The organism is Pseudomonas bharatica CSV86, from assembly GCF_000319305.2.
Classification (GTDB): domain Bacteria; phylum Pseudomonadota; class Gammaproteobacteria; order Pseudomonadales; family Pseudomonadaceae; genus Aquipseudomonas; species Aquipseudomonas bharatica.
Genome location: NZ_AMWJ02000001.1, coordinates 2,257,353 through 2,281,744, shown reverse-complemented (window position 1 = coordinate 2,281,744; position 24,392 = coordinate 2,257,353). Strand labels below are relative to the sequence as shown.

Below are 24,392 nucleotides of genomic sequence, written 5' to 3'. Positions count from 1 at the left end.
ACGCGTACCCTGTGGGAGCTGGCTTGCCAGCGATAGGGCCATCACGCCTTGAGCCAGGGCGCAACTGGCTCGAACCGCCCCTCGATCCACTGTTTGAACGCCAGCACCGTCGCCGCCGGAAAACGCGCCGAGGGCCGTACCAGGTAGACCCCGCCCGTCGGGTCCAGTTGCCATTGCGGCAACACCTGTACCAGCCGCCCCGCTGCCAGGTCACGGCTCATCAGCCATTCCCCGCGCCGAGGATCCCGGCACCGCTGCGGGCGGCAGCGAGCAGCGATTCGCTGTCGTTGGCGGTGAGGTTGCCCTTGGGCGTCACCGTGCATTGTTCGCTGCCCGCATACAGCCGCCATTGCGGAAAGGAAGCCAGGCCGCTGAAACGCAGGCAGTTGTGCTCGCCGAGGTCCTGCGGTCGCTGGGGTGTGCCGCGGCGCTGCAGGTACTCCGGCGACGCGCAGAGAATCCGCCGGTGATCGCAGAGTTTTCGGGCGATCAGGCGGTTGTCTTCCAGCTCACCGATGCGAATGGCGACGTCGAAGCCCTCCTCGATGATGTCCACCAGACGTTCGCTGTAGTCGGCGACGATGGACACCTGCGGCCAGGCCTCGAGAAACTCCGGCAGCATGGGCCCGATGCACAGGCGCCCCATGGCTGCCGGCAGGGCCAGGCGCAATACTCCGCGCACCTCGGCGGCACCGGAAATGGCCTGTTGCTCGGCTTCGGCGATCATGCCGAGGGCGGCGCGCAGGCGCTGTTCGAGTTTTTCGCCGGTCGGCGTGACCCGCACCTGGCGGGTCGAGCGCTCGATCAGGCGCACGCCGAGGCGCTTTTCCATCGCCGCCACGCGCTTGGAGATCAACGACGGATGGCGCTCCAGCAGGCGCCCGGCGCCAACGAAGGAACCTTGCGCAGCAACGGCAAGGAACGCGGCGATTTCATCGCTGTGCGGGTTGTCCAGCAAATCGACGTTCATGGCGTGAGAATGATCGCTCCCGAGGATCGGCCGGATTCCAGGTCGGCGTGGGCCTGGGCGGCATCGGCCAGCCGATGGCGGGCCCAGATGCGCGGGCTGATGATACCCGCCTCGAGAGCGGCCAGCACGTCGGCGGCGCGGGCCTGGTATTCCTCGGCCGTGGCGGTATGGGCGGCCAGCGACGGCCGGGTGATGAACAGCGAGCCCTTGCCGTTGAGGGTGGCCATTTCCAGCGGCGCCGGAGCACCGCTGGAAGCGCCGAAGGAGACCATCAGGCCGCGCGGGCGCAGGCTGTCGAGGGAGGCCTCGAAGGAGAGACGGCCTATCGGGTCGTAGACCACGTCCACCTTGCGTCCGTGGGTGATGCGCGCGACATCGCCTGCCAGGGTTTGCGGATCGAAAACCAGGACCTCATCGCAACCGAGGGCACGGGCCTTGTCGACGCTGGAAGAACGCGAAACCACGCCGATCACCCGGGCGCCCAGAGCCTTGGCCCAGGGCGCCATGAGCGAACCCAGCCCACCGGCGACGCCGTAGAGCAACAGCGTGGTTCCCGGCCCTACGGCGTAGGTGGACGTGAGCAGGTACTGGGCAGTGATGCCTTTGAACAGCACGGCTGCGGCATCATCGAAGCTGACCGAGTCCGGCAGTTTGACCAGGCGCTCGGCGGGAAACAGCCGGGCGCTGGCGTAACCGCCCAAGGGACCGGTGGCGTAGGCGACCCGATCGCCCACCGCGACGTTGTCCACCCCTGCCCCGACCCGCACGACCCGGCCCGCGCCTTCCAGCCCGAGCCCGCCTGGCAGCGGCACGGGTACCGCACCCTTGCGCTGGGTGACATCCAGATAGTTGACGCCGATGGCCTCCTGCTCCAGCCATACCTCGCCGGGACCTGGTGCCGACTCCGCCACTTCATGCAGTTCAAGAACATCCGGGGCACCAGGCTGGCTGAAACGTATTGCGTGAGGCATTGCGGTTCTCCTTGCCTGTCCAGGCAACTGTCGTCGATGGCCGGAGTATGAAAACTGCCTCACCGGGCAACAAGACCGTGAAACTGCACTTCATTCCTGCATAACTTGCAGCAATTTGCCGTGTGGAGGCGCCGTACAGGCTAGGCAGGCATCAGGGTCGCCAGGTCCAGCAAAGTGAAATGGCCCTTGGACCAGCCACCGGTATCGATATGCCAGACATTCCCCAGCACCTTGACGTCCGGCACCGGCGTATGCCCGACCAGCAGCGCGCGCAGATCATCGACGCCGCGGGTGTTCTCTTCCTTCAAGCGCAGCCGCGACCATTGGCAGACCTCGCGGATCTTCTCCGGAACCGCGGATTGCTCGAGCAAAGGCAGCAGATCACGCCAGCGCAGCTGCGGGCAATCGGCGTGCAATAAACCGACCGGGCCCAGCGCCGTCTCCACCTCAAGGGCCAGGGGCAGTTGTTCGAAGGCTTCGGCAAAGCGCAGTTGCTCGGCTTGCCCGAGATCGAGAAACCAGCCGCCACCCGCAGCGAGGTACAGGCGGTAGTCCAGCCACTCGCCACGTACGTGGGAAATCGCCAAGGCTTCGTGATTGCCCTGCACCGCGTAAAACCACGGCTGGGCCAGCCAGTCGAGGGCTTCTTCGCACTCCGGGCCGCGGTCCACCAGGTCGCCGACGCTCAACAGGCGGTCCCGTAGCGGGTCGAACGCAACCCGCTCCAGCGCCTCGCGCAAACGGGAAAAATGCCCATGGACATCGCCCACCGCCAGATCGCGGCCTTCAAGGTTGCGGCTTAGTCGAATCACCCTGCTCATATCACCACTCCGGTTCCATGGCGCTGCTACACTGAAATCGCTTACAGGAGGAACGAGTCATGTCCGACAAAGACATCCAAACCCTGCTCACCCTCATCAACCATCGCCAGGAGCGCCTGGCCAGCGCCTGCAAGGACATCGCCGACTGGATCGACAGCCAGGGCGACCTGCCCGCCGCGGGCAGGATCCGCGAGAGCCTGCGGGCGGTGGAAGCGGATGAAGTGCTGGTGAAACGTACCCTCACCACCCTCGCCCTCGACAGGCCGCTACCGCGCTTCCGCCATTAAGCCGGGCGCCGCGGATCAATCGTCCAGATGATCTTCGTGGTCCTCGTCGTCCAGCACATCCAGGCCATACTCCTCGTCGTCATCGACGTCATCGAACATCGGGTCGGCGTATGCCTCGCCTTCCTCGTGGTCGTGGAATTCGTGATCGAGCAGGTGGTCGTGTTCCGGCTCATGGAGTTCGTCTTCATCATGCATGGGGCTGTTTCCCGGGTGTTGGATCATGGCGATCAAAGCGCCTGGCGCATCTGCACCAGGGCGACACGGCGACCGTCCTGGTCCGGGCGCTCCTCGATGCCGAAGGGTACGAAGCCAAGCTTCGGGTATAGCAACAGGCCGGCAGTGTTGTGATTGAAGCACGACACTTTCATTTCACGGGCCTGATGACGGCTGCGCGCCACCTCCATCATCTGCCCGACCAGGTAGCGCGCCACGCCACGGCCCCGGGCAGCAGGCGCCACCAGTACATTGCCCAGCGAACAGGTACCGCCCTGCTCCCACTGGTAGAAGTTGGCGAACGCCAGTACCTCGTCCCCCTCGACCACCACGCTGGAATCGCTGCGCTGGGCGATCGCCGTGGACAATTGCTCGCAGGTCAGGGGCCAGGTGCATCTGGGGAAGAAGAAAAATGCCTCATCGGCAGACTGGGCAAAACCACAGATGATCGGGATGTCGCTGGCCTGGACAGGCCGGAAATGCAGGGGCACGGTCGTTTTTCTCGGCAGATCGGTTGTCCAGTTAACTACAGGGTGCCGGGACTGTAAACGATGCTGGCATTTTTCACCCTGAGCGCTCTATTCCGACTGCCACGAGGTTAAAGTAAGCCCTTGCGCGAAAGGCCCATGGAAGGGATATGCAGGACAAGTACGAAATCCACTATGTAAAGAACGGCCTGAAGAAAGTCGTGGTGACCAACCACAGCGGCATGAACTGGCTGGAAGCCTGGAAGACCGCCTTGCTGATCGACGGTACCTGCGCCGGGGCGACCGTGGGCTTGCGCTGCATCGACGAAGCGATGGCCACGGCCGGGGCAAGCGGGATCAGCAAGGTGCGCTGGAACAAGGCGAGCCATATCGTCTCGTGGAGCGAGCGGGCCCGGCTCGACGAAGGCCGGTTGCTGGTCAAGCAGATCGAATGACCGTCCTTGAAGCCGAGGCCAGCCGGCGATTGCGAACGGTCACGCAACACCGTCATGCAACTCCCCTGCAAGCTGTGCGACAATGCGCGCCAAAATCCGGCCCTACCCCCGCCTTCACCTCCTCGACAGCCCGGTCCTGACGTGCCTCCGGCGCACGGCGGACGAATGCGTCTGCCCGGGCTGCAAGGCGTCACCCCAGTTACTGATAGGTAAGCACTTTGATTTCAACAGCCAATATCACCATGCAGTTCTGATTGGGGCCTGCTCGGGTTTCATGAGTAGATAATGCTGGGCGAAACACCTGTCGACACCGCACGAAACCCCGCCAAAACACATGGTTTGGTCCGAGAACTGGTCCGGCACCATTAATTGCCTCCCCATGCCGACTGTGCATAGGGGGGCATGAACACCGCTCCCCTCCCCCGGCGTTCTGCCGAACAAATCCTCCCTCCCGATGCACACCTCGTCGCCCGGCGCTCGCTCCAGCGTCACCCAATCGGATACTGTATATCCATACATATAAATAATCCGATCCGGCAATGACAAACCACAATCCCAACAAAGACAGCATGCTCGCCGAATGGACCGCCGAGCTGCGCAACGAACACCTGCGCCTGAGCAATCCGGAAAACTATCTATTGCTGATGCAATGGCGCCTCGCCCAGATGGAAACGACTGGAGCGTTCGATCAACTGGAGATCCATGACCTTCGCGAGCTTGCCCAGGGCGCATACAGCGCCGCGCTTGAAGAGCAGTTCAGCCATGAGCTGTATTGCAAGGCCTCCAGCTATAACGTAGTGCCGGATGGATGCCGCCGACGGACCGCCCATATCATCCAGGGCAACTACTATGAAGAAATCAGGAGAGCCCACTTTCTCTACGACGGCCGTGTTGTAGAGGAGAACGGCAGGATATCGATCAAGACCTACGGAGGCGCAAGCGAGATTGGTGTCATTGAAGGGCTGCGCCTGAGCACACAGAGCGGCTGGTTTCAGTTGATCGAGACATCCAGAGCGACTGATTCAGGGTGGCTTGTAGGGGTCACAGATGCAGACGGTTATAGAGCGCTCGTGGACTTGGCTCAGGCCGAATTTGAAAACCAGAACTGGGGTCGGTACCGAATACTAAGGGATCGAGTGAGATATTCACCCTATGCCTGCTGCCCACTATGTGGAGACACATTTGCCCGGCGTGATGAGTGCGCTCAGTGCAATGGACTTGGCTTCATACCGCGCGACCTGGGAGATCCGAAAGAATGTGCGGAAGACTGACGCAATACCGTGGTGTCCACGACTTCGTCGATGCTCTGGGGTCGTCCAACCTCAAGGTCAACACAGTCGGCGATCAACAGCTGGGTCGCTACAACGTCGCGCCGACGACGCCGGTGGTTGTGCTTCGAGAAGAAGGAGGCGGGCTCCGGGCGGACCTGGTGAAGTGGGGATGGCGACCGCACTGGGCCGCTGATCGAGCCGCGCCGATCAATGCGCGCGTAGAGAAGGTAGGGCACGGAGCGTTCTTTCGCGCTATCTGGCCGCATCGAGCGGTGACACCGATCGATGGGTGGTATGAATGGGTCGATGAAGGAGGGCCGAAGAAGCAGCCCTACTACATCCGGAGGCGCGATGGCCAGCCGTCGCTGTGCGCCAGCATCGGGCAATTCGCCAGCAACGAGCACGACGGTTTCGTGATCATCACAGCCGACGCCAAAGGCGGAATGGTAGACGTGCATGATCGAAGGCCAGTTGTGTTGTCGCCCAGCCTGGCTCGCCAATGGGTTGACCCTGCACTTCCGAAGGAGCAAGCCGAGCAGCTTGCTCTTAGTCTCGGCGAAGGCCCGGCAGAGTTTGAGTGGTATCGCGTGAGCAGCGCTGTGGGCAACGTCCGCAACCAAGGCCAGGAGCTGATCAGGCCTTTGGAATGATCCGTTCCAGTGCATCCATCTGGAAGGCGCTGAGTTCCTTCATCATCGCTTCTGCTTCATCTTTAAGGCGCTCTACCTCCTCACGCGGAGCTGAATAGTCGCGTGCCTCATGGAACCGGCGAACCGCTTGGATTGCTCGCTCCAGCAAGCGTTCTTCGTCCTTAAACATACGAGAAGCCCCCATTACTGCGCAACCACGTAAGACGCCTGCACAGTATAGGCGCTTGGCGCCATTTACTCACTCTCACATTTATCGGGCGATTAAGACGGTTATTTGGGAGATGAAATCTTGGGTGGCGGAATGCGACAGGCCGCCGAGGCGCTCCAAATCCAATAGAGTTTTGATAAGAGAGTCGGCTGCCTCCGCACCGTAGTCACCGAACTTGTACAATTTTTCGAGCAGAATTGTTTGCGCGAGTTGGGGTTAAAGAACGCGTGCTCATCAACAGCTTCTGCAATATTGCCTGCAAGCATCCCCATCACAGGATATGCCTCTACCAGTTCATCCAGCCTTCTAAGCTGATTTTCGTCGTATCTAAGGGGCATTTGACGTATCCACCGCTTCCCTGAGGCGCACAACATAGCAAACAGAAATCAATGGGGGGCCACCATCTCCGCTTGGAGTGATGTCACCGCTTTACACGTTGGGGGCGAGGTACAAATCATGCATAGCTTAATCAAGAGTAAGCGTCCTGCAATCACACTTTGCTACGCAGCTCTAAGCATACGCTACGCACCGATTAGCAGGCGTGTGATGAGCCTCGATACGCTGGAGCCGGCGAAGTCACGGCCGTGTTCATCGTAAACGGTGCTTCAGCCCACGCTTACCGTGCAGGCGACGCTTGCTGCTACCCCACTCTATGCAGTTCCTAGCCAAACCATTTTCCACCGCGCCTAGTGGCGATCTGCCAAGTACTGCTAAAATGTTTCGAATCCCGCAGCGCTATCTGAACGATCATGAACAAGACCAATTTGCATGGCTTTATTTGCGCTTTTCTCCTTCTTATCCGTGGAGCCTCGGTCTGGCGGCAAGTTGCGGTGATGCCGACTGCGGTATGGAGGCTGATGGAAGGATGCCAGGAAACTCTACCAGCCAATACCAGAATGCCCTGGAAGCAGCCGGGTCGGCGCTGAAAGCCTTTGAAAGCGATAGGGCCGCGCGCCGAAGTGCTGAACAGGAGGAACTGCAACGTCAAGCCGAGGAAGCGAGGCGTGCATGGGAAGAAAGCCAAGCCAGGAAAAACGCTGAAGGCAAGGCGGCCTTCGACGGCCTTGATGCGAATTTCGATGAGTCCCAGAACTGGGAGGCACGCGCTGCGGCAGAGCGCAGCAACACTCCCGATAAGAGTTGCGATTGCCGAAAGATCGTCGGCAGGTGTCTTGCTCAAATAAAATTTCTGAAGAACCGCTCGGCGGGCGCAGATTATGAGGTGTGGTCGAACGCCGATACTTGCTCGAAAGTCAGTTACTACATCGACTCTACACCGCACTTCACCCTGTTCAATCATCAATCCAGAGTTATCGAGCACTCGGCCAGCCTTAAGAAACTGTCCCAAGACAATTTCATCGTGGACAAATGCGAGGTATGCGCCAATGAATAGTAAATTTATTCCCGTACTGTTGATCGGCGTCGCCACACTCGCCGACGCCTCGCCTCGTAACTGGCCCGTGGCCCAGCAGATCGCGATCGGTAGCGAACTGCAGCGGCAACTGGAAAATGATCCCGCTGTGGGCTTTCCCTCCCCGGCTCTCATTGCCGTCACGACGTCCTTTGACGCGAATGGCACGCGCTATACGGACCGGCAAACCGTGGAGCAAGGATTTTTGGTCCAGCGTCGGCTGAATGATCCTGCCAATATCGCAGTGATCATTTATCACGGAATGAGCGCTGTCACATCCAGCGCCAAGCTGCAGTCCATTTCCTACAGCGAAAAAGGTCACGACGCTACTTGGCCGCCCGCCCAGGTGGCGCTCAAAGAAATGGGGGAACTCACCGATTCTGCGGGGAACAGTTTCGGTTCCATGGCCAGCATCCGCTCTTGTACGCGGGGTGATTCGAAGCAGGCGAGCACATATTTTGCGGGGCTCCCCGGCAAGCTGACTCGTCTGGACTGCACGCAAGCATTTGTGAGCGACGCCAGTTCGCCAGTGATGAGATTTACCACATATTACTCCGATTATCTGGATGTCCAACTGACAACCGGCGTCACCACCTTGAAGAACTTCGAATACCGGATAGAATTCCGGGACACTGCCGGAAATACTAAGTCTCTAGTCATTCCGCAGTCTAACTCTCCCCTGTTTTAGGCCTCGGAAAAAACACACAGGTTCATCCATGCTGCGTCGAAACAAGCTCGAAAAGCTCATTCGCTCGAGCGAAGTCGGGCGCGATTTCCGTAGTTTCTCGCTATACCATGAGTTTGCTATTCCACCTCCGGCGCTACTAACTAGTCAACGACACGAGCCCACCGCAACCCTCAGTTGCTTTTCGTATCCCATTCGCTGCCGGCGCTCAGCCACCAGCGCCCTCACCTTCACCTCCAGGCTGTCGTTCTTGTGTAAACCGGCAGCCGCCCATACCGGCACCGCCACCTCTGGCGCCCGACACGGTACCTGTACCGGCACCTCGACGCGCAGGTATTGCACCTGCGGCTCGACCTGGCCTGCGCAGCCGGCGAGCGCCAGCCCGCCGAGGATCAACAGTCCTCTCATAGCCCAAGCTCCTGGTCGATGATCGACGTGGCCGCCGCGCACTGCTCGCCACCGGTGCGCTCCTGCTGCAGCCGATTCGCCGCGGCGTAGTCGAGTTCCGCACTGACCTTGGCTTCTCTCACTGCCTGCTCGGCGGCAGCCTGACGTTCGTTTGCGGCCAGGGCCAGGTCGCCCAGGGCCTTGCCCTGCTCCGCAGCCAGGCCGGCGAGGTTGTCCCGGGCAGATTTGCAAGTGGTCGCCTGCTCCTGCTCGGCGTCGAGCAGCGGGCGGAAGTGGCCGGTTGTGGCCCAGCTGCCGACGGCCATGCCGAGAAGGATCAGTAGGCCGGCGGCGGTCAGGCGCAGCGCCCAGGCACTCATGCCGCCCCCAGGAACAGATCGCGCTCCGCGGCGCGGCGACGTACCAGACCCGCGAGAACCTTGCCGCCAGCCTTGTTCCAACGCGGGAACTGATCGGCCGCGCCTGCATAGTCCCCGCGTTCAACAGGCGCCGGAGCGTCGAAGACTCCAGGTTTGCCGCACCCAGGTTGTAGGTGAAGCAGACCAGGGCATCCCACTGGTTCTGGTTCAGTTTTGCAGTGACCAGGCGCTGCACTTCCGGCTCGAAGCGCTGGACGTCGTTCAGCAGCATCCGCTCGGCCTGGTCCTTGGTGATCGTCATGCCGGGCTTCACGCCCCGGGTCGCGCCGTAGCCGATCGTCCAGACGCCGACCGAGTCTTGGTACGCTTGCAGGCGCAGGCCCTCGAATGACTTGATCAAGTTCAAGCCGCGTTGCGATGTACGCATGGTTTTCTCCAAGCAAAAAAATACCGCCTCATGGGCGGCTGGTGGGCACGGTGCGAATCAGGCCGGCGGCGCGGGCCAGTCGATGCTGTTCGGGTAGCCTGGCTGCTCGGGCAGACGGTTGAGCGCCACGCGGTAGCGCTTCCACTCTTTCAATAGCGCAGCTTCGGCCTCAGTGGCTTCGTCGAGATCAACAGCGTCCTGGAGCGGAGCAATCGAGCTGTCTGCCGCGGCGCGGCGCGATGCGGTATCGGCGACTACGGCGGCAAGGTGGCGCGCAGCGTCTGCCTCGGCCTTCATCTCGGCGGTAATCATCTGAGACCAATCGATGACACCTGGTACCGAAGATGCATAAACCTGAGCCGTGGTGCCGGGCAGCAGGATCGGGCCGTCGGCCGGGTTGACGATGTCGCGCGGGAAGCGAGCAGATTCGGGGGCGTCGGCGGCATGCGGAAGGAGTATCGTCACCTGCACGCCCTCAGCAGTTTTTTCGATGTCACCGAAGATCCAGGGGCAGTCGGCAGCGCCGGCGGGCAGCGTTGCACCGAGCGGCAGATTACCGAAGTCGAACTTCACTCCGTTGACGGTGAGCGCATCACCGCCTCGGGTCACGCTCAACTGATCATCGCGGCGCTGGGGACTGAACTTGATGCGCATTATTTCCACCTCCCTTGGGCCTTATAGCAGATATCGATTGTCGCTGCCGTCGATCGCGCGATTTGGCTTGCGATGTAAACGCCTGGCCAGCTCGACTGATTTGAGAGCCCGGCAGGTACGGTGAAGCACTCGAACTCGCCTGTTGCAGTGATGCTGACTGTGGGTGTCTCAGAGAACGGCGCTGGGTAGGCGACCGCCGCTTCGATAGCACTGAAGAACAATGCGCCGGAGGAGGCGTTCATCGTCTTCGGCACACGTCGCGTGCACCAGCATGTCAGCGATCCATCGAGGTACTTTGTGTAACTGCCGCTCGAATTCGAGCCGCGCTCGATAATCGCGCCGGCAGCGACTGTACCGACAACATCAGCCACGGCGGCACTCTTCAGGCCGAGGCCTGCCCGGCCTGCTGCTGCCGTTGCTCCGCCTGTGCCGCCCATGGCAACCGGGACGATGTCCTGGCTTGCAACATCTCCAAGGCCGGCAAGCGTCGCGCCCCATTGATCGACGATCTGGCGTAGCCGGTCTGCGGACTCTTTAACGTATCCCTCCATTGGGGCCAGCGCATAGCTTCCAGCCGTGACTGTCGCTCCCTGGTATGCCGGCAGAATCGAAAGCACCAAATCACTGGCAATATTCACAACCTCATACCAGCGGCCATCTGGCCCCAGGAACGCGTCGCCAACTCGGCTATTCGCGGAGAAGTTAGTATTAGTACCAGTTACGGTGGTTTGGCCAGAAGCAATTGCAACTGTGCCTGTTTTATACCAAGGCATAGAAGTTCCTTAGTTCAATGGAAAGGGAAGACCGGATGTCCTGATAACAAGTGCGCGAGGAAGGAGCGCAGGAACAGCGCGCCAATAGTTTATCGGTGAGCTACCGACCGATGTTCTTGTTGTTGCCGCCGCAACAGTGAAGATAAATCGGACCCCGCCTACGTAGCCGCCGGCACCCTCTTGGCACCCATACTCTAAGCCGCCGTACCCAGCTGCGGAGCCGTTGCATAAAGCAGACCTGGTGAATGTGATCGACGCCGCTAGCTCGCCACCAGTGACCGGCACATCTACGCACGACTTCATCTGGTTGTACGTTGCGCCACCGTTATTTCCGATCATCTGGTTGTAGCCGCCGGCATATGCCGTGTATCTGACATCGTTGGCAAATATCGCGCCGGGCGGAGGAGCCTCTACAGAGGCAATGATGTTCAACGGCGCCTGGGCGGAGTTGAACGTGAGCTCCCATGGGTTCTCCTTGAAGCACTTCAACCCATTGATTGGCCCGGCATCAGACATCAAGTCGAAGACATACGCTTTCGTTGAAGTTGAAGCCCCAACGAAAAGCAGTGTCTTTTGCCCATCAACCAGCATCTCCCCGCACGGACTGCCGTCCCCCACAAGGAACGCTATGGGTGAAGACCACTTGCTTAGCGAGATTCCATATATGGGCTCCCGAGGAGCAGTGTCATCCGCCCAATTGGCACCGTTATTTGGGTCAAGGTTTGCACTGCGTAGATACTTTTGCGGCCAATTACCGACGAACTGTAAGTACCCGCTCTTTCTCAGCCCATATGAAATCAGATCCGTATCAAACAGTAGCTGCTGGTCCTGCTGTCTATATGCAACAAACTTTCCAGGCATCAGTAGTACCCATAGTAGATGCGACAGTTAGCCGAAAAGTAGCCCCAGCCACTTGTGCTGTAGGAATACGCCCATGACATGGTGTTTCCCGAAATGCTTACGCCTGGCCGCTTGCCTTTCTCCCGATTCAGATCGACCAGCGGCACGACCATGTAGAACCGCTGCCGACCTGCCGGTACCGGCGGCAACGTGGCGCTTCCATTTGTCGCAGCGGTCACGATGCTTCCCTGCATCTGACTGATCAGGACCGTCATGTCGGTCACGACCTGACCGCTCTCCGAGAAAGCAAGAAAACCGGTACTCATATACCGATCCCCATCTTCGTTGCCGGATTACCGCTGTTGTAGTAGGTGTTGACTTGGCCATTGGTGATCAACGTCGAGCCGTTGGCATCCTGCCCCCGTATCACGACCCTGCCGGTTTTGAAGTTCAACTCAAGCAACGGCATTCCTTGCGAATCCTTCGACTCTGACACGATCGACATGCCGGCCACGATCTGCTGAATGACCGCTGTATTGATGATCGCTGTGTTGATGAAGACCTGGCCGCCCTGCACAACGAACGGCAACACCATCTGCCCACTGGATTCATCGACGATCGCGAAGCGCTGAGCGAAAGCCAGGATCTCAGACGTATCGCCATCGACGCCGACCGACAAGCCAGCCATCACCTTCCGACCGCCAACGATGGTTTGCGCCTTGATGGTTGTCTGCGCGCGCACCCGGCCATCCAAGCCGACCACGGCTTCACTGACCTGCTGCACTGACGATCGAGTGTCGCTGAGCGATGCTTCCAGGGTCTCGGACTTCCTCGCCAAGGCTTCGTCTGCACTGGCGAGCGTGCGCACCTCGGTCGCGAATTTGGCTTTTGTCTGCCAAGCGTCGAGTGCGCCGTTCAAGTCGCCCTCCCCGCTGTCATCGCGTCCAGCGGTGTACACCGCCTCGACTGATGTCGCGAGCGATGCAACAGCTTTGTCAGTGTTGGAAAGCGACTCGCTGACCTGCTGGATATGCGACGTGTTGCCATCAACCTCGGTTTTCAACTGATCGATACGGCTTGCACTCGCCTGCTCGTTCGTCGCAACAACTTGCTCGAGCGAGGTGATGCCAGCCTTGTTCCCGGCGACCTCGGCATCGAGCGACGTCAGGCGTGCAACAACAGCTTCGTTCTGCGACGCCCGCGTGCGGACTTCGTCTGCGAACCGAGCCTTGCTCTGCCAGCCGTCGAGTGCGTCGTTTAGGTCGCCCTCCCCGGTGTCATCACGCCATGCGGCCTGTAGAGCAGTCAACTGGCTGGCTGATGCGGTGACCCGACCGTCGAGCTCCTCGATAGCGGCGGTGTGGGTTTGAATCTGCAGCGCCATGGCGTCAACCGTCTCGGCGATAGAGCCAACATCCACCCAATAGGTAGGGTCCGGCGGTGCAGCGCCGGCAGGTACCGCCGCGCGGGCCTGGAACAGTCGCTGGCCCATGCGCACTACGTCGCCAATGGCGTAGGCCTTGGTCTCGTCATACGCCAGAGCATCTGTCAGCTCATTGATCCGTTCGTACAGCTCTTCCTTCGCTTCATCAAGCCGATCGTTGACAGAGCCAGGGCCCTCCCCGGAGATCTTTTCGATCTCTTCACGCAGGGACTGGTACAACGAGCTCTCGCGGATCTGCCCTTTGAAGTACTCCTCGTATTCAGCGGCGTTGCTGCTCGACTGCCCGTTGACGCCAACGCCCGCGGGATACCACGGGCCGATGTTGCCGGACCGGTCGATGAGGCGCGCCCAATAGAAAAACGACGCGCCTGGCACTAGGCCGTGCAGCTCATGCTCAGCTTGCGGATATGCGTAATCACCCAGCTTGATAGCGTCGTCACGACTGGTCGTCTGGCTCTGCCAGATCTCGGTGCGCTGTGCGTCTTCTGCGCCGGCGGGGAAGCCCCAGGCCAGGCGAGTGCCATAGACCAGAGGGGTGGTTTGCAGGAACGCCACTGCCGGCGGCAGGCCCTCCTTGCCTTTCAGCTCTGTCAGCGCCGAGTTGCGCCAGATCGATGTGATGTCGAAGCCGCTCACAGAACGTACGCGGGCCAGGTATGCGCCAGCGTAGATCCCAGTCACATCAACACTCGTGGTGCCGCTGCGCTGCAGGCGGACCCAGTTCCCATTGTCCTTGCGCCACTCAACGTCGTACGCGACGGCGCCCTCCACAGCAGGCCAGGCGATCGTCATGGTGCTGACAGCGATACCCTGGTCAACCGCGTAGCCGGACGACAGGCTCACACTCGCCGGTGGCGGTACCGTGGTCACCGGAATGACGCTGATCGGCCGCTCGTCAAGCTTCGCACCGGTGTCGATAGCAGCGAACTTGCTGGGGTTGAACTCCAGCGCAGTGAACTCGTACTCGCCTTCCGTGGTGCGGGTGCGCTTCAGCACCCGGAACAGCTGGACGGCCAGGTCCTCGTAGTCGATCGCCCATTGAAGCTGCGGCTCAGGCTGGAGCGCATAGGCGACAGTCACCGTCACGGCACGGCCCGCCACCGACTCAACGGTTCGGCCCTGGGCCGTGCCATTGGGAAGGTTCACAATCAGCCGATCGCCAGGCTTGATGGGCGTATCGCGGTCGAGCGTCACCGTGCGCCCGGCGACGGCCGAGATCCTGCCGCCGTTCGGCCTACCGGCGACGAGTTCGTCGGCAACCGGAATGACGTAGCCAGGCAGCACGTTGGCGCCCTCCATACCGGTCTTGAACGTGACGGTGCGGTCCTGGTTGTTACTCAGCAGCGCCCACTTACCGCGCCGCTGGGCCTCACTGGCCCGGGTGCAGCCGATCGCTGATAGCTCGATAGGCCGATCCCTGTACCGGCGCTGCAGCGCCAGGTCAGTGACCGGGATGACGTCGGTGTCGTAGTTGTTCGCCGGGTTGTCGTAGCTGACCAGGGCACGACTGTAGTGCGTGCCGCGCTCGGCTCCGCCGTACACGAAGTCGCCGTCGATGACGTTCGCACGCGTGAAGACATAGTCGATGTCCTGCGCCCGGGGCATGTCAGCCTGCATGATCAGTGCGCCCTGGGCCCAGTACACCATCCCGCGATAGATCGCGGACAGGTCGCGCAACAGTGTCCAGGCCTCGGCCTTGCCCTGCAGGTTCAGATCACAGAGATAGCGAGGCTCCATGCCGCCAACGCCGTCGGGCACAAGCTGGTCACAATACTGGGCGATGCGGTACATCTCCCACTTGTCCACCATCCAGCTCTGGATGCGCTTGCCCAGGCCGAAACGGTCTTCGACGCAGATCCCGTAGGTCGCCCACACCGGATTGTTGGTCCAGGCCTGCTTGAAGGTTCCGTCCCAGATCCCGGTATAGGCCCGGGTTTCCGGATCGTAGTTACTCGGCACCGGCCAGCGCCGGGCTTTGCAATCGACTGTGACGGACGGGATGTTCTGGAACTGCTGGGCATCGAACTCGATGTAGAGCAGCGCGGTGTTCGGGTAACGCAGCTTCTGGTCGATGATCTCGGTGTAGCCGGCGATCATCATTGTGTCTGCGACACGGTCACTGCCGCTATTCGGCGTCAGGCGACGAACGCGAAGCAGCCAGCCCGAGGTCGCCGCTGGCAGGTCAACACGCACAGAGCGCTGATAACCGCTGGTGGTCTTGCCGTCCACAGCGCCAGGCTGGGCCTCAACATAGGGACCGCCGTCGGTGGCCACGTCAATCGCGTAGTCGATGCGATAGCCGTTGGTGTTGCCCGCATTGTCCTGGCTGGCCAGGCGCGGCCAAGAGAAGCGCAGGCGCACGGCGGAGAGCTGGGTGTTGCTCAGCGAGCGCACGAACGGGTTGTCGCTGCGTAGTTCGACGTTGGTGGTGGTCTCGCTTTCGATCGCGGGAATGCCCTGGATGTAGTCCTGCTCAACAGAGCCACGCCGCCACTCCCACTTCACGCCCGGAAAATTCACGTTGCCGCTGGCATCCATGATCGGGGTGTTGTCCAGGTAGATATCCCGATCTGTCGGCGCACCCTCGAACTCACCCTCGCCCACCGCGATCAATATCTTGGCGATGTTGGTGGACCGGAGGCTGTCAGGTGCCTCTACCGGGGTTTTCGGCTTGCTCTCGCCGCCCTTGGCGCCGACGACGTCGAGCTGAAGTGCTGCGCCCATGTTTCCTCCAGGCATAAAAAAACCGCCCGGAGGCGGCTTGTGAAAACGCAATTCAAACGAATATTGTGGAGACGCTAGTTGTGAAGCGTAATCTTGATATTGCTTACAGCAATGTCATATCGGAGGCTAAGCGCCTCGACAGCCTCATTGATCGAAATATTTAGCTTGGGGTCTTCTTCCGTACGAATATGTTCGGATTGCTCGAACAGAGCAAAGACCTCGGAGTCCTTACCAGCGTCGAGCCACTCTGTCCGACCTCCCATTCCTTCGGCCGAAAAACTCAATCTGGGATTTTCTTTGAAACTCGAAAACTCAATCGTCCAACGACAGTCATCTTCATTGGGATATTTAGTAACGCTCAGAACTTTCGCAGCGCAAACAAAGCGCCCATACTCAGCGAACAAAACGTAATTCCAAGTCAGCGAGAGAGCCTTGGCGTGCACTTCCGTGACCTGCAACCGCCAATTCCGACGGACTTCTAATAGATCATTCTTGGCTAGAAACTGAACAATCCCTGGCATGGCAACCTCCTTGTTTTTTCCATCTATAACTTATCCTCCGCGTAAATACTAGCACTGATAATCGCCCCGCCCCACCGGCGCTTTCCTATGCAGATTGGAACCGGGTTGCCGCTGGCAGTGGTGTTCTTGGCGCTGCCGAAGGCGTAGCTCGGTAGGTTCTCCGGTGCGGCACTCTGGGAGAGACCCTTGGCCTGGGGACTGAGCATCTGGATTACCCCGCCAGCGACCAGCGCCACACCCCCTGAACAGCCCAGGCCTGCCCGCTATAAGTTCCCACAACGATCATTACCGCGCCGATGATGGTCTGAAGAATCCCGCCTCGCTTGCTACCTGCAATCACCGGCGCGATCCGAATCTCACGAGTGCCGCCCAGTTCGAAACTCTCGAGACCAACGTTCTTCCGATTACGGAACACGGCGAAGCGCAAACCAAGTCCATCGAGGCGCCTGATCTCCGCTTCGAAGCCCTGAATCGTGGCTTTCAGCGCCCTGAAAACCTCCCAGGCCTGACCACTATCGATCTGCCGTCGGTGCGTTCGGCCAAACTTCTGCGCCAACGATCCAGAGAGCTTGATAATGGTCATCGGGGAGTAGTGAGCAACAGTTGCCGCCATGCTTCCTCCAGGTAAGAAAAAGCCGCCCGTAGGCGGCTTGTGTTAATAGGCTGTCGGCGACAAGTCGAGACTCATCGCTGAATCGATCGATATCCTGAATCGCTTCGTGCCTCCTGGCTGGATGGTGGTCTCACGTTCTTTCAAGCCGCTTCCGCAGGAGGAGGCGGAAAGCATCCGCTCACCAGGGGACACATAGAATTTTGCTGTCTCACCTGGACCAATCTCTGCTGCGCGACGACCGTCAATGCTGACCTTGGTGTTGCAGCCGCCTCCGGTAAAACCCGTGTCTCTCGTAACCACGATGACTGCCTGATCTTTTGACGGGGACTGGAAGGCGAACAACCGGGAGCTCGGCACCGGGTCCGCTTGCTCCGCCGGAATGGGTGAAGTTGCACACCCCGCCACCGCCATCAGCGCCAAGCCTGCAATCAAAATCCGCATGGTTCTCCCTCCATTGAAAACCTGGACTGTATCACCGTGCATCCCGATGTCGCAGCACCAGGCGCGTCCGGTCGAGCCAAGGCCCGCCGAACACGATGATTTCTGATGGCCTGCCATACAGGTGGTGGAGGAGGAACGGCCCAGGCCCGAACACCTCCGCGCGCTCGCCGGGGAGCGCCGCGTCGACGCCCAGGTAGATGCCAGCATGGTTCGGGTGCACAGTCCGCCCCACGGCCATGACGATCATATCGCCACGCTGTGGCTGGCTGACCTGCTGGAATCCGGCAGCCTCGTAGGCCTGCTCATAGAGGCTCGGGCCTTCCGCTCTCTCCCACCACCCCTCTTCCCGCGCGTAGGCCGGGAACTCCAGCCCCCATTCCCGCGCATACCAGTCTGCGCAGATCTGCCAGCAGTCCCATGCGCCGTGCACGAATTGCCTACCGAGCAGCGGCGTGTCGCCGGTTGGGGTGATCGTTCGCAGATCGCCCTCCGGCCAGGACAGGATGTGCCAGGGCAACCCTGTGGCCTCGCACATTGCCAGGTCGCGCGGCGACGGCCTGCTGGTGGCGTCCGGGTGCGAGTGCACGATGCCGATCACCTGGCCGTGGTCTTCCGCCTCGGCGTACTGCTCCGGCGCAATCCTGAACTCCTCGGTCGGCTCGGTAGCCGTATTGTTGCACGGGAAGTAGACCTGCTTGGGCCCGACCGCTAGCAGCAGCCCACAGCACTCGCGCGGATACTCTGCCGCGGCGTGCTGCTGCACGGCGGCGAGGATGTGCTTCAGCATCATCAGCTCCTGGCGATCAGGGACACGGCGGGGAAGCCGCCGAAGGGGATAGGGTTACCAGTGCCATGGCGGACGATACAGCCGCTGTCGAGACAGCCGTTGCACTGGTCCTTCGCGGGGTCATCGGTCGGGTTGCCGTCCATGTCGTAGTAGGGGCCGGTGTAGCCACAGTCAGGGCCGCGGTATCCGTTGGTCATGGCCCAGTGGCAAAGCTGGGTCATCTGCCGGCCAAGGGTCTCACCACCCACGTCGCCGGGGCTGGCCAACTCCCAGGCCACCACGCTCCCGTTCTCGGAGACCTTCTGGTCAAGAAACCAGACCTCTATGCTCTCCTCGGCCGGATCGGCCTCAGGATTACCTTGAGGGAAGTTTTCTGCGTCCAGGTACCGCTTCAGCGTGTGCCGAATGGTCAGCTTGAACTCCAAAAGATCATCGAAGGCGAGGCACAAGGCGGTGATGCGACCGTTAACGTTGCCTACCGAGAGATTCGGACGCACCGCGGTACCGTCCGAGTTGGCACTGATGCCCTCGATCTGCATCGGCCAGGCGCCATATTCTTCGCCCTGCCACCAGATCGACTTGGCAGGGAGCTGGTCAGCATCTGCGCCAGCAGCCTCCAGTTCTGCCGGGGTGTGCGGAATCGCGTGCCCGTGGAACCGGAGGATGTCAGCTCCCCAATCCGAGCCGTCGAGTTCGAACAGCAGCACTTCGCTTCCCGGCTCGAGCAACTGGGTATCGTGAGTCAATGACATGGATGTACCTTACGGGTGAAAAGCCCGTTCGAAGGTGGCAGCGACCTTGAACTGGTCGCCACCCAACGGGGTAGGCTTCGGGTCTTTGCAGGTGAATAGGCCCAGCTCACCCAGTGGAGTGGTCCAGAGGAACGCCTTTGCGCCGGCGTGACGGTCGAAGAAGTCCATGACATCCTTGGCCCTGGCCTTTCCGCCGGTGATGGTCACCGGGTAGCTGTCTTCCTTGTTGTTGGGGCCATCACCGACCACTTGGCGGTAGCCGTCGCCGAACCGGGACTCCCTCACTCGGTACTGGATGTCTGGTGTCTCGCCGCGCTGGGTGGCCCAGCGAAACGTTTCGATTGCCATCAGCCTCTCCTGTTTACGTTGCGGTAACTCAGTCCTCCGGGGCGCCAGGAGTCGGCCACTGCCTTTTCAGCAGCAGCCTGCATCTGCTTCTGCATGTTCTGCTGGAGCAGCGCTTGGTCAAGCTCCATGCCCTGCCCGCCCTGATCCTGAGTGCTGACGCTGACAGCCGCGCTGACCTGGATGGATGCTCCACTCGCAGCCTGACCGGAGACCTGCCGAGGTACTGCAAGCGGTGTGACCAAGCCGCCGTCGGCATAGCCGCGGGTGTTGAGCATTTCGAGATAACCGAGCATGCCAGGCTGGCTCACCACCTCCCGACGAAGCACGAACTCACCCGCATGGACGATACCGGCAGGGTCGTACTTGCCACCCTCACCGGTGAAGCCGCCATCCGAGAACGTCGGGGTGTAGGTCATGCCCGATGACGCACTGCCAAGGCTGTAGTCAAAACCGCTCGAGCCCGCTGCGCTGGCTGCCCCCGAAGCTCCGGACGAGGCAGCGCCCGCCCCACCTCCAAACCAGGCGCCGATTGCGGTACCGGCGATACTCGACAGCAACCCAGATGCGGCTTGGCGTGTCGCGATCCTCGCCATATCCGCCAGGATCGACTTGGTGAAGTCCGAGAACGAGAACTTGCCAGCTAAGGCGAAGTTCACGACAGCGTCTTCCATGCTGGTGAAGGCACTGGTGAAGAGCGCCCTCGTCTGGCCGGCAACATCCCTAGCCTGGTCCAGATAGTTCTGGAAGGCGGAGGATGCACCCTTGCGCCAATCGCCCTGCGCGACCGTCATCTGGTCGTAGTTGGCGATGGTGGTTTCTTGCAGGTCCTTCTCGGTCTTGCTCAGGGCTGCCAGCTTCTGGTTGTACTCGTCGAGGCTCATGCCACGGGAGCCGTCGCCGTACTGATTGGCCAGGTCCAGGCGCTGCTGGTTCATCCGGTCGGTGATGCCGTTCTGCTGATCCTGCAGTCCGCGCCGCCGATCACCGAGCCCAAGGCCATCGGCCGAGCGCTGGCCCTGCAACCTCAAAGCCAGGACCTGCCGGTCAAGGGCGTCGGTGTAGGTCTGCACTGCCCTGGCCTGCTTGGCCAGTCGGCCCTGCTCGTTGGTCGCCAGCACCGCCAGTTCGGTGTCGGCGTCCTTCTGGGCCTTGACCATGGCAGCGCGGGCATCAGCGATCTTCTGGTCCAGTTGGATGCGCTGCTGGGCACTGGTAGTGCTCTTCCCTTTTGCCTCCTCCAGAGCCTTGATCTCAGACTCGTAGGCGTGGGTGACCTCGCCCTTCTGCTGCTCGATGATTGCGGCTCGCTGGGAGGCGTACGACTCCTGGGAGATGATCCCGGCCTTCTGCGCCGCATCCAACTCCTTCTGGTGGTTCTTGTACTCAGACAGGATGGCGCTCAGCGCGTTTTTCTGGTCGTTGAAGCCTGAGAGATCAATCGGAGCGGTCTTTCCGACCTTGTCCTTGTTCCTGTCTGCAATGCCCTTGGCAAGAGTGTCGAATGCACCTCCTGAGATTTTGTCACCATCGAAGGACACACCATCCAGTAAAGGACTCTGTTTGCCCGTTTCCTTCACGGCGTCACGCAGATCAATGAATTGCTGCTTGAGGTCTTGCAGCGCCTCTCCTCTCTTGCGCTCAGGGTTGGCCTTGTCGAGCTGATCGTTCAGCTTCTTCTGGAGGTCGACTTGCTTCTGTATCGCCGCTTCACCGTCCGCGCGATCCTGGCGCTCTTTCACGCCGGCAGCGATTCGCTTCTGGATCAAGGCAATTTCGTCGGTGTACTGCTTCTTCAGGGCGTCCCGGGAGCTATCGCTGAACCAGAACTGCTTGTCGATATCAGCAACCTGCTGCTGCAGTACTTGCATCCGAAAATGATCAGGATCAGCCGCTACCCCCTGCTTCAGCTCATTCCAATACCTACGCACAGCACTGGTTGCGTCATCCCACAGCTTGGCGATTCCCCTAGTGGACTCACTTATCTCCTTGTTGCGACGGGTCATCTCCTCCGAAACTTCGCCTGCCAGGAGCTTCAAGGCATCCATGTGGCGCCCCTGATCTTCAAGGGCCTGAATCTGCTCAAAGGTAGCCAAGGTGACCGCGTGATACTTGGAATTGAACTCCAGCGCAAAGGCCGTGACCTCGCTCTTGGCCTCGACAAACATCTGCGTGAACTTTCCTGCGCTTTCGCCTGTGGCGGCGGACAGCTGGGTGGCTGCTGCCGCAACGGCATCAAATGTCTCGCCAGTGAGCTTTCCAGAGCCGACCAGTGCGAGCAATGCTTCATTCGCTTGGCTGAAGTACTTTCCATTGGCTAGCTTGTTCTGCAACTCAACCAGCTGCGAAGAAGACTTCCCTGCAATCCCGCCTGTGGCAACAAGGGTCTTGTTGAGTTCGTTGAGATCACTTACCCCCGCAGCCGCTGCCACCGCCAGACCAGTTACGGCTGCAGCGCTCAGCGTTAGCGGGCTGATAAGTCCGGCGATATACCCTCCCATAGCCTTCGCTGCTGGACCGATGCCCCCAAGGGAGTCTTTCAACTGCCCGCCTTGTTGAATGGCCACCATCATCAGAGGCTGGCCGCCTGCGATGGATGTCACGATGTCCGTGAACTGCATCGGAACCATGCGCAGTGCTGCAGCGGTCTGCTTGGCCGTCATGCCGGTTCTGTTCAGCGCAGCGTCGGCGCCGCCAAGCGCAGTACGCGCCTGATCAATCTTCGCCTGGTACTCGCCGAACGTCTCCGCGTCGAGCGCACCGCTGGTGCGGAAGCCCTTCAGCTTCTGCTCCATCTGGTCCAGCCGGCTCATGGCCGCGATGGTCGGGTCGATCTTGCCCAGCAGTTCTTCGAGCGCCCGGCCTTCTTCCCGGTGAGCGCCAGCGGCCTTCTTCGCCGCCTCCGCCTGGCGCTCCTCCGTGGCGATGAGGGCCTGAGCACGGCTGTTGATGGATGCCTGGCGGCTGGCACTGTCCGATAGAACGGCGTTCGCCTGGGCGGTGACTTCGGCGCTATGCTCGGTCGCCCGGTTGAGCGACTGCACGTACTGACTGGCCTCCAGCGAGGCCTTGGCCACGGCCAGGATCCTGGCCTGCTGCTCGTCGGCGGATTCGGCAGCTCGCCGACCAGCTTGGGCACCGGCATCCGTAGCGCTGGTGAGCGCCTCCTGCACCTTGCCCGCCTGCGCGGCCTCGGCCCGAAACGCACCCATGTTCGCTGCAGCGCTGCTGAACGCAGTGGAGGCGTTGGTGACGGCGCGCCCCACGGTAGCTATCTGCTGTGCCAACTCGGTCTGCTTGGCGTTGAGCGCCTGCAGCTCCTGCACAATCTGCCGGGTGTCACTCTGCAGGCTGCCCAGGGCAGTCTCCCAGGCACGCCCGGTTCGTGCGGCCGATTCCTCGCTGCGCTTGCCGGCATCAGTCAGCTGGTCGAGGTTGTCCTTGGCCTCGACGGCATCACCGGAATCGATCTGTAGACCGAGGGAGGCAATGGTGGTCATGATCTACTCCATCGATTCGGCCATGACGGCCAAGGCCTCGACCTCCATGACGCGGAGATCGGGAAAAATGTCGGTGAGGTCGCGGCGCTTGATGCCGAGCATCGAGGCCGTTGCGGGTATGGCGGTGTAGTCCAGGCCAGAGGGCCCTCCAGAAGCCACCCGCCACTGTGTGCCCAAGGCATCGAACAAGCGGAAGGCTGACCATGCGTCTGGCCAGACCTCCACCACTTCCTCCTCGATGTCGCCCGGGGTAAGCCCAAGCACCGCCAGTTGCTCGGCGGAGGGACCGCGCTCGTAGCAGGCCCTGGCCGCCGCTCTCAGTTTCCCAAGCGGGCCGGGCTGTAGGCGGCCTGGTAGGCATCGATGACCGCCTTCGGAGCGCCGGTGCAGGTGCGCACCAGGTCAACGATGGCCTCAGCACTGAACTCGTCTTCCAGGTCCCAGCCAATGACGATCTCGCCTAACTGCTCGGCCTGCAGGGCGATTTCGCCAGTGGTGACCTCCTCCCAGCTCGCACCGTCCTTCTGGACCTTCACTGCCCAGGCGTCCCGCGCCTTGTTCCAGCGATCGAACATCGAGGAAAGGGCAACGCGGTCCATGTAGCGGAACTGGAACTCTACTGGAGCCGGCTCGGCGCCAATGCGCGGAACCTGCACCACAGCGGCGAACTTGGGGTTCTGCGCGATCTTGATCTTCGCCATGAGTGCTCCTTACGCGCCGGCCAGGATGCGAACAGGGCGGCCCGACAGCGCGATGCTGATGGTGCGCGTCATGAGGCTGTTCCGGTCCATGGTTGGGGTGGTGGTGATGCTCACGTAGCCCGGGTAGAGGATCTGGTCGCCGCCTGGCAGCTTGAGGCGCACCACCACGAGTTCCTTGCTGTCACCGTAGGTCTCTACCAGGGCGACGTAGGCCGCGCTTGGCTGGTCCTCGACGGTGATCGACAGGGTGATCGGGTTGCGGTTGGTCGGGAACTGGCGGTCGTCGTCATCCTCCAGATAGCCCACGGTCAGGTACTGCTGCTCACCGCCGGCCGAAGTGAACGCGGTCACCTTGGAGATCTGCGCCCAGGCAGTCACGGGGAGGACCGAGCCTACGCCAGCGCCCGGCGTGTACTTGTCCACGTTGGTGGTATTGAGGCCCTTCAGGGCAAACGTGTCGGCTGCGACGCTGGTGGCGCTGACAGCGCGATCGGCGATGAGTGCCCAGCCGGAACTGACCAGCAGGACGTCGCCGTTGGCAATGTCGTGGTCGGCGGCAGTGGCCATCGGTGGCGCAGCATTGGTCAGGGCGGTGAAGGCGACGGCAGCGCCGAAAACGCTGGCGATTTCCAGCGCAGCGCCGTTCGGCAGCGGGAATTTTGCGGCCATGGAATGTTTCCTCGTTGTTGCCCGC

Annotated in this window: 27 protein-coding genes and 3 pseudogenes; 6 read left to right on the top strand and 24 right to left on the bottom strand. The window is 61.0% G+C overall.

Going from position 1 to position 24,392, the window contains the following annotated elements; genetic code table 11:
* Positions 1 to 41: 41 nt before the first annotated feature.
* The 3 genes and pseudogenes from CSV86_RS10240 to CSV86_RS10230 form a co-directional block, all read right to left on the bottom strand.
* Positions 42 to 970, bottom strand: a pseudogene (locus tag CSV86_RS10240) (LysR family transcriptional regulator).
* On the bottom strand, positions 967 to 1,941 hold the full coding sequence (locus CSV86_RS10235) for a quinone oxidoreductase family protein (protein WP_009396970.1): 975 nt from the start codon (positions 1,939 to 1,941) through the stop codon (positions 967 to 969). Before CSV86_RS10235 ends, CSV86_RS10240 begins: the two are co-directional and overlap by 4 nt.
* Before the next feature lie 140 nt (positions 1,942 to 2,081).
* Positions 2,082 to 2,762: a metallophosphoesterase gene (locus tag CSV86_RS10230; RefSeq protein ID WP_009396968.1), complete on the bottom strand. Its 681-nt coding sequence runs from the start codon at positions 2,760 to 2,762 to the stop codon at positions 2,082 to 2,084.
* Positions 2,763 to 2,821: 59 nt separating this feature from the next.
* Here CSV86_RS10230 and CSV86_RS10225 point away from each other — a divergent pair, with 59 nt between their 5' ends.
* Entirely contained in the window at positions 2,822 to 3,049 is a 228-nt protein-coding gene (locus tag CSV86_RS10225) for a hypothetical protein (RefSeq protein ID WP_009396966.1), read from the top strand.
* 15 nt (positions 3,050 to 3,064) lie between these two features.
* Here CSV86_RS10225 and CSV86_RS10220 read toward each other — a convergent pair whose 3' ends face one another.
* Together CSV86_RS10220 and CSV86_RS10215 are read right to left on the bottom strand one after the other, a co-directional pair.
* Positions 3,065 to 3,244, bottom strand: a complete 180-nt coding sequence (locus tag CSV86_RS10220; RefSeq protein ID WP_009396964.1) for a hypothetical protein — start codon at positions 3,242 to 3,244, stop codon at positions 3,065 to 3,067.
* Between the two features lie 32 nt (positions 3,245 to 3,276).
* Positions 3,277 to 3,753: a GNAT family N-acetyltransferase gene (locus CSV86_RS10215; RefSeq protein ID WP_009396962.1), complete on the bottom strand. Its 477-nt coding sequence runs from the start codon at positions 3,751 to 3,753 to the stop codon at positions 3,277 to 3,279.
* Between the two features lie 146 nt (positions 3,754 to 3,899).
* On the opposite strand from CSV86_RS10215, the gene CSV86_RS10210 reads away from it, so the two are divergent.
* From CSV86_RS10210 to CSV86_RS10200, 3 genes are all read left to right on the top strand, one after another.
* Positions 3,900 to 4,184, top strand: coding sequence for a DUF6555 family protein (locus CSV86_RS10210; protein ID WP_009396960.1), 285 nt, complete (start codon positions 3,900 to 3,902; stop codon positions 4,182 to 4,184).
* Positions 4,185 to 4,723: 539 nt separating this feature from the next.
* Entirely contained in the window at positions 4,724 to 5,455 is a 732-nt protein-coding gene (locus CSV86_RS10205) for a hypothetical protein (protein ID WP_158487705.1), read from the top strand.
* Positions 5,440 to 6,105: an SOS response-associated peptidase gene (locus CSV86_RS10200; RefSeq protein WP_009396958.1), complete on the top strand. Its 666-nt coding sequence runs from the start codon at positions 5,440 to 5,442 to the stop codon at positions 6,103 to 6,105. The genes CSV86_RS10205 and CSV86_RS10200 overlap by 16 nt, the downstream gene beginning before the upstream one ends.
* Here CSV86_RS10200 and CSV86_RS10195 read toward each other — a convergent pair.
* Positions 6,089 to 6,274, bottom strand: coding sequence for a hypothetical protein (locus CSV86_RS10195; protein WP_009396957.1), 186 nt, complete (start codon positions 6,272 to 6,274; stop codon positions 6,089 to 6,091). The genes CSV86_RS10200 and CSV86_RS10195 overlap by 17 nt on opposite strands.
* Before the next feature lie 673 nt (positions 6,275 to 6,947).
* On the opposite strand from CSV86_RS10195, the gene CSV86_RS10190 reads away from it, so the two are divergent.
* Positions 6,948 to 7,706, top strand: coding sequence for a hypothetical protein (locus CSV86_RS10190; RefSeq protein ID WP_170394557.1), 759 nt, complete (start codon positions 6,948 to 6,950; stop codon positions 7,704 to 7,706).
* Entirely contained in the window at positions 7,699 to 8,412 is a 714-nt protein-coding gene (locus tag CSV86_RS10185; protein WP_009396954.1) for a hypothetical protein, read from the top strand. Before CSV86_RS10190 ends, CSV86_RS10185 begins: the two co-directional genes overlap by 8 nt.
* 144 nt (positions 8,413 to 8,556) lie before the next feature.
* On the opposite strand, the gene CSV86_RS10180 is transcribed toward CSV86_RS10185, so the two are convergent.
* The 18 genes and pseudogenes from CSV86_RS10180 to CSV86_RS10095 form a co-directional block, all read right to left on the bottom strand.
* Positions 8,557 to 8,817, bottom strand: a complete 261-nt coding sequence (locus CSV86_RS10180; protein WP_009396953.1) for a hypothetical protein — start codon at positions 8,815 to 8,817, stop codon at positions 8,557 to 8,559.
* Positions 8,814 to 9,176 carry a hypothetical protein gene (locus tag CSV86_RS10175; RefSeq protein WP_009396952.1) on the bottom strand — a complete coding sequence of 121 codons (363 nt, stop codon included), beginning with the start codon at positions 9,174 to 9,176 and terminating at the stop codon, positions 8,814 to 8,816. The genes CSV86_RS10180 and CSV86_RS10175 overlap by 4 nt, the downstream gene beginning before the upstream one ends.
* Positions 9,173 to 9,603, bottom strand: a pseudogene (locus tag CSV86_RS33310) (lysozyme). The gene CSV86_RS10175 and the pseudogene CSV86_RS33310 overlap by 4 nt, the downstream one beginning before the upstream one ends.
* 57 nt (positions 9,604 to 9,660) lie before the next feature.
* On the bottom strand, positions 9,661 to 10,257 hold the full coding sequence (locus tag CSV86_RS32705) for a tail fiber assembly protein (RefSeq protein WP_283811562.1): 597 nt from the start codon (positions 10,255 to 10,257) through the stop codon (positions 9,661 to 9,663).
* On the bottom strand, positions 10,257 to 11,030 hold the full coding sequence (locus CSV86_RS10160; protein WP_037059042.1) for a hypothetical protein: 774 nt from the start codon (positions 11,028 to 11,030) through the stop codon (positions 10,257 to 10,259). Before CSV86_RS10160 ends, CSV86_RS32705 begins: the two co-directional genes overlap by 1 nt.
* Positions 11,031 to 11,039: 9 nt before the next feature.
* Complete coding sequence (locus CSV86_RS10155) at positions 11,040 to 11,891, bottom strand: hypothetical protein (protein WP_009395965.1); 852 nt, start codon at positions 11,889 to 11,891, stop codon at positions 11,040 to 11,042.
* A complete protein-coding gene (locus CSV86_RS10150) occupies positions 11,891 to 12,196 on the bottom strand; it encodes a hypothetical protein (RefSeq protein WP_009395963.1) in 306 nt (101 codons plus the stop codon). The genes CSV86_RS10155 and CSV86_RS10150 overlap by 1 nt, the downstream gene beginning before the upstream one ends.
* The gene (locus CSV86_RS10145) at positions 12,193 to 16,038 is read right to left on the bottom strand and encodes a TipJ family phage tail tip protein (RefSeq protein WP_009395961.1); all 3,846 of its coding nucleotides are present in this window, start codon (positions 16,036 to 16,038) and stop codon (positions 12,193 to 12,195) included. The genes CSV86_RS10150 and CSV86_RS10145 overlap by 4 nt, the downstream gene beginning before the upstream one ends.
* A 74-nt stretch (positions 16,039 to 16,112) precedes the next feature.
* A complete protein-coding gene (locus tag CSV86_RS10140; protein WP_009395959.1) occupies positions 16,113 to 16,559 on the bottom strand; it encodes a hypothetical protein in 447 nt (148 codons plus the stop codon).
* Between the two features lie 23 nt (positions 16,560 to 16,582).
* A pseudogene (locus CSV86_RS10135) lies at positions 16,583 to 17,172 on the bottom strand (tail assembly protein).
* A 42-nt stretch (positions 17,173 to 17,214) separates the two neighbouring features.
* Positions 17,215 to 17,613, bottom strand: a complete 399-nt coding sequence (locus CSV86_RS10130; protein ID WP_009395955.1) for a DUF2846 domain-containing protein — start codon at positions 17,611 to 17,613, stop codon at positions 17,215 to 17,217.
* Positions 17,614 to 17,644: 31 nt separating this feature from the next.
* Positions 17,645 to 18,400 carry a C40 family peptidase gene (locus CSV86_RS10125; RefSeq protein ID WP_037059041.1) on the bottom strand — a complete coding sequence of 252 codons (756 nt, stop codon included), beginning with the start codon at positions 18,398 to 18,400 and terminating at the stop codon, positions 17,645 to 17,647.
* A 2-nt stretch (positions 18,401 to 18,402) separates the two neighbouring features.
* A complete protein-coding gene (locus CSV86_RS10120; protein WP_009395951.1) occupies positions 18,403 to 19,152 on the bottom strand; it encodes a phage minor tail protein L in 750 nt (249 codons plus the stop codon).
* A gap of 9 nt (positions 19,153 to 19,161) precedes the next feature.
* Positions 19,162 to 19,500 carry a phage tail protein gene (locus CSV86_RS10115; RefSeq protein WP_009395949.1) on the bottom strand — a complete coding sequence of 113 codons (339 nt, stop codon included), beginning with the start codon at positions 19,498 to 19,500 and terminating at the stop codon, positions 19,162 to 19,164.
* Positions 19,500 to 22,997, bottom strand: a complete 3,498-nt coding sequence (locus tag CSV86_RS10110) for a phage tail tape measure protein (RefSeq protein ID WP_170394555.1) — start codon at positions 22,995 to 22,997, stop codon at positions 19,500 to 19,502. Before CSV86_RS10110 ends, CSV86_RS10115 begins: the two co-directional genes overlap by 1 nt.
* A 3-nt stretch (positions 22,998 to 23,000) precedes the next feature.
* Complete coding sequence (locus CSV86_RS10105; RefSeq protein ID WP_009403968.1) at positions 23,001 to 23,261, bottom strand: DUF1799 domain-containing protein; 261 nt, start codon at positions 23,259 to 23,261, stop codon at positions 23,001 to 23,003.
* 53 nt (positions 23,262 to 23,314) lie between these two features.
* Positions 23,315 to 23,698 carry a phage tail assembly chaperone gene (locus CSV86_RS10100; protein ID WP_009403963.1) on the bottom strand — a complete coding sequence of 128 codons (384 nt, stop codon included), beginning with the start codon at positions 23,696 to 23,698 and terminating at the stop codon, positions 23,315 to 23,317.
* A gap of 9 nt (positions 23,699 to 23,707) precedes the next feature.
* Complete coding sequence (locus CSV86_RS10095) at positions 23,708 to 24,367, bottom strand: phage tail protein (protein WP_009403961.1); 660 nt, start codon at positions 24,365 to 24,367, stop codon at positions 23,708 to 23,710.
* Positions 24,368 to 24,392: the final 25 nt, after the last annotated feature.

Coding starts and splice junctions, on each gene's coding strand:
- CSV86_RS10235 (WP_009396970.1), bottom strand. CDS start 1,941: ATGCCTCACGCAATACGTTTCAGCCAGCCTGGTGCCCCGGATGTTCTT.
- CSV86_RS10230 (WP_009396968.1), bottom strand. CDS start 2,762: ATGAGCAGGGTGATTCGACTAAGCCGCAACCTTGAAGGCCGCGATCTG.
- CSV86_RS10225 (WP_009396966.1), top strand. CDS start 2,822: ATGTCCGACAAAGACATCCAAACCCTGCTCACCCTCATCAACCATCGC.
- CSV86_RS10220 (WP_009396964.1), bottom strand. CDS start 3,244: ATGCATGATGAAGACGAACTCCATGAGCCGGAACACGACCACCTGCTC.
- CSV86_RS10210 (WP_009396960.1), top strand. CDS start 3,900: ATGCAGGACAAGTACGAAATCCACTATGTAAAGAACGGCCTGAAGAAA.
- CSV86_RS10205 (WP_158487705.1), top strand. CDS start 4,724: ATGACAAACCACAATCCCAACAAAGACAGCATGCTCGCCGAATGGACC.
- CSV86_RS10200 (WP_009396958.1), top strand. CDS start 5,440: ATGTGCGGAAGACTGACGCAATACCGTGGTGTCCACGACTTCGTCGAT.
- CSV86_RS10195 (WP_009396957.1), bottom strand. CDS start 6,274: ATGTTTAAGGACGAAGAACGCTTGCTGGAGCGAGCAATCCAAGCGGTT.
- CSV86_RS10185 (WP_009396954.1), top strand. CDS start 7,699: ATGAATAGTAAATTTATTCCCGTACTGTTGATCGGCGTCGCCACACTC.
- CSV86_RS10180 (WP_009396953.1), bottom strand. CDS start 8,817: ATGAGAGGACTGTTGATCCTCGGCGGGCTGGCGCTCGCCGGCTGCGCA.
- CSV86_RS10175 (WP_009396952.1), bottom strand. CDS start 9,176: ATGAGTGCCTGGGCGCTGCGCCTGACCGCCGCCGGCCTACTGATCCTT.
- CSV86_RS32705 (WP_283811562.1), bottom strand. CDS start 10,257: ATGCGCATCAAGTTCAGTCCCCAGCGCCGCGATGATCAGTTGAGCGTG.
- CSV86_RS10160 (WP_037059042.1), bottom strand. CDS start 11,030: ATGCCTTGGTATAAAACAGGCACAGTTGCAATTGCTTCTGGCCAAACC.
- CSV86_RS10155 (WP_009395965.1), bottom strand. CDS start 11,891: ATGCCTGGAAAGTTTGTTGCATATAGACAGCAGGACCAGCAGCTACTG.
- CSV86_RS10150 (WP_009395963.1), bottom strand. CDS start 12,196: ATGAGTACCGGTTTTCTTGCTTTCTCGGAGAGCGGTCAGGTCGTGACC.
- CSV86_RS10145 (WP_009395961.1), bottom strand. CDS start 16,038: ATGGGCGCAGCACTTCAGCTCGACGTCGTCGGCGCCAAGGGCGGCGAG.
- CSV86_RS10140 (WP_009395959.1), bottom strand. CDS start 16,559: ATGCCAGGGATTGTTCAGTTTCTAGCCAAGAATGATCTATTAGAAGTC.
- CSV86_RS10130 (WP_009395955.1), bottom strand. CDS start 17,613: ATGCGGATTTTGATTGCAGGCTTGGCGCTGATGGCGGTGGCGGGGTGT.
- CSV86_RS10125 (WP_037059041.1), bottom strand. CDS start 18,400: ATGCTGAAGCACATCCTCGCCGCCGTGCAGCAGCACGCCGCGGCAGAG.
- CSV86_RS10120 (WP_009395951.1), bottom strand. CDS start 19,152: ATGTCATTGACTCACGATACCCAGTTGCTCGAGCCGGGAAGCGAAGTG.
- CSV86_RS10115 (WP_009395949.1), bottom strand. CDS start 19,500: ATGGCAATCGAAACGTTTCGCTGGGCCACCCAGCGCGGCGAGACACCA.
- CSV86_RS10110 (WP_170394555.1), bottom strand. CDS start 22,997: ATGACCACCATTGCCTCCCTCGGTCTACAGATCGATTCCGGTGATGCC.
- CSV86_RS10100 (WP_009403963.1), bottom strand. CDS start 23,698: ATGGCGAAGATCAAGATCGCGCAGAACCCCAAGTTCGCCGCTGTGGTG.
- CSV86_RS10095 (WP_009403961.1), bottom strand. CDS start 24,367: ATGGCCGCAAAATTCCCGCTGCCGAACGGCGCTGCGCTGGAAATCGCC.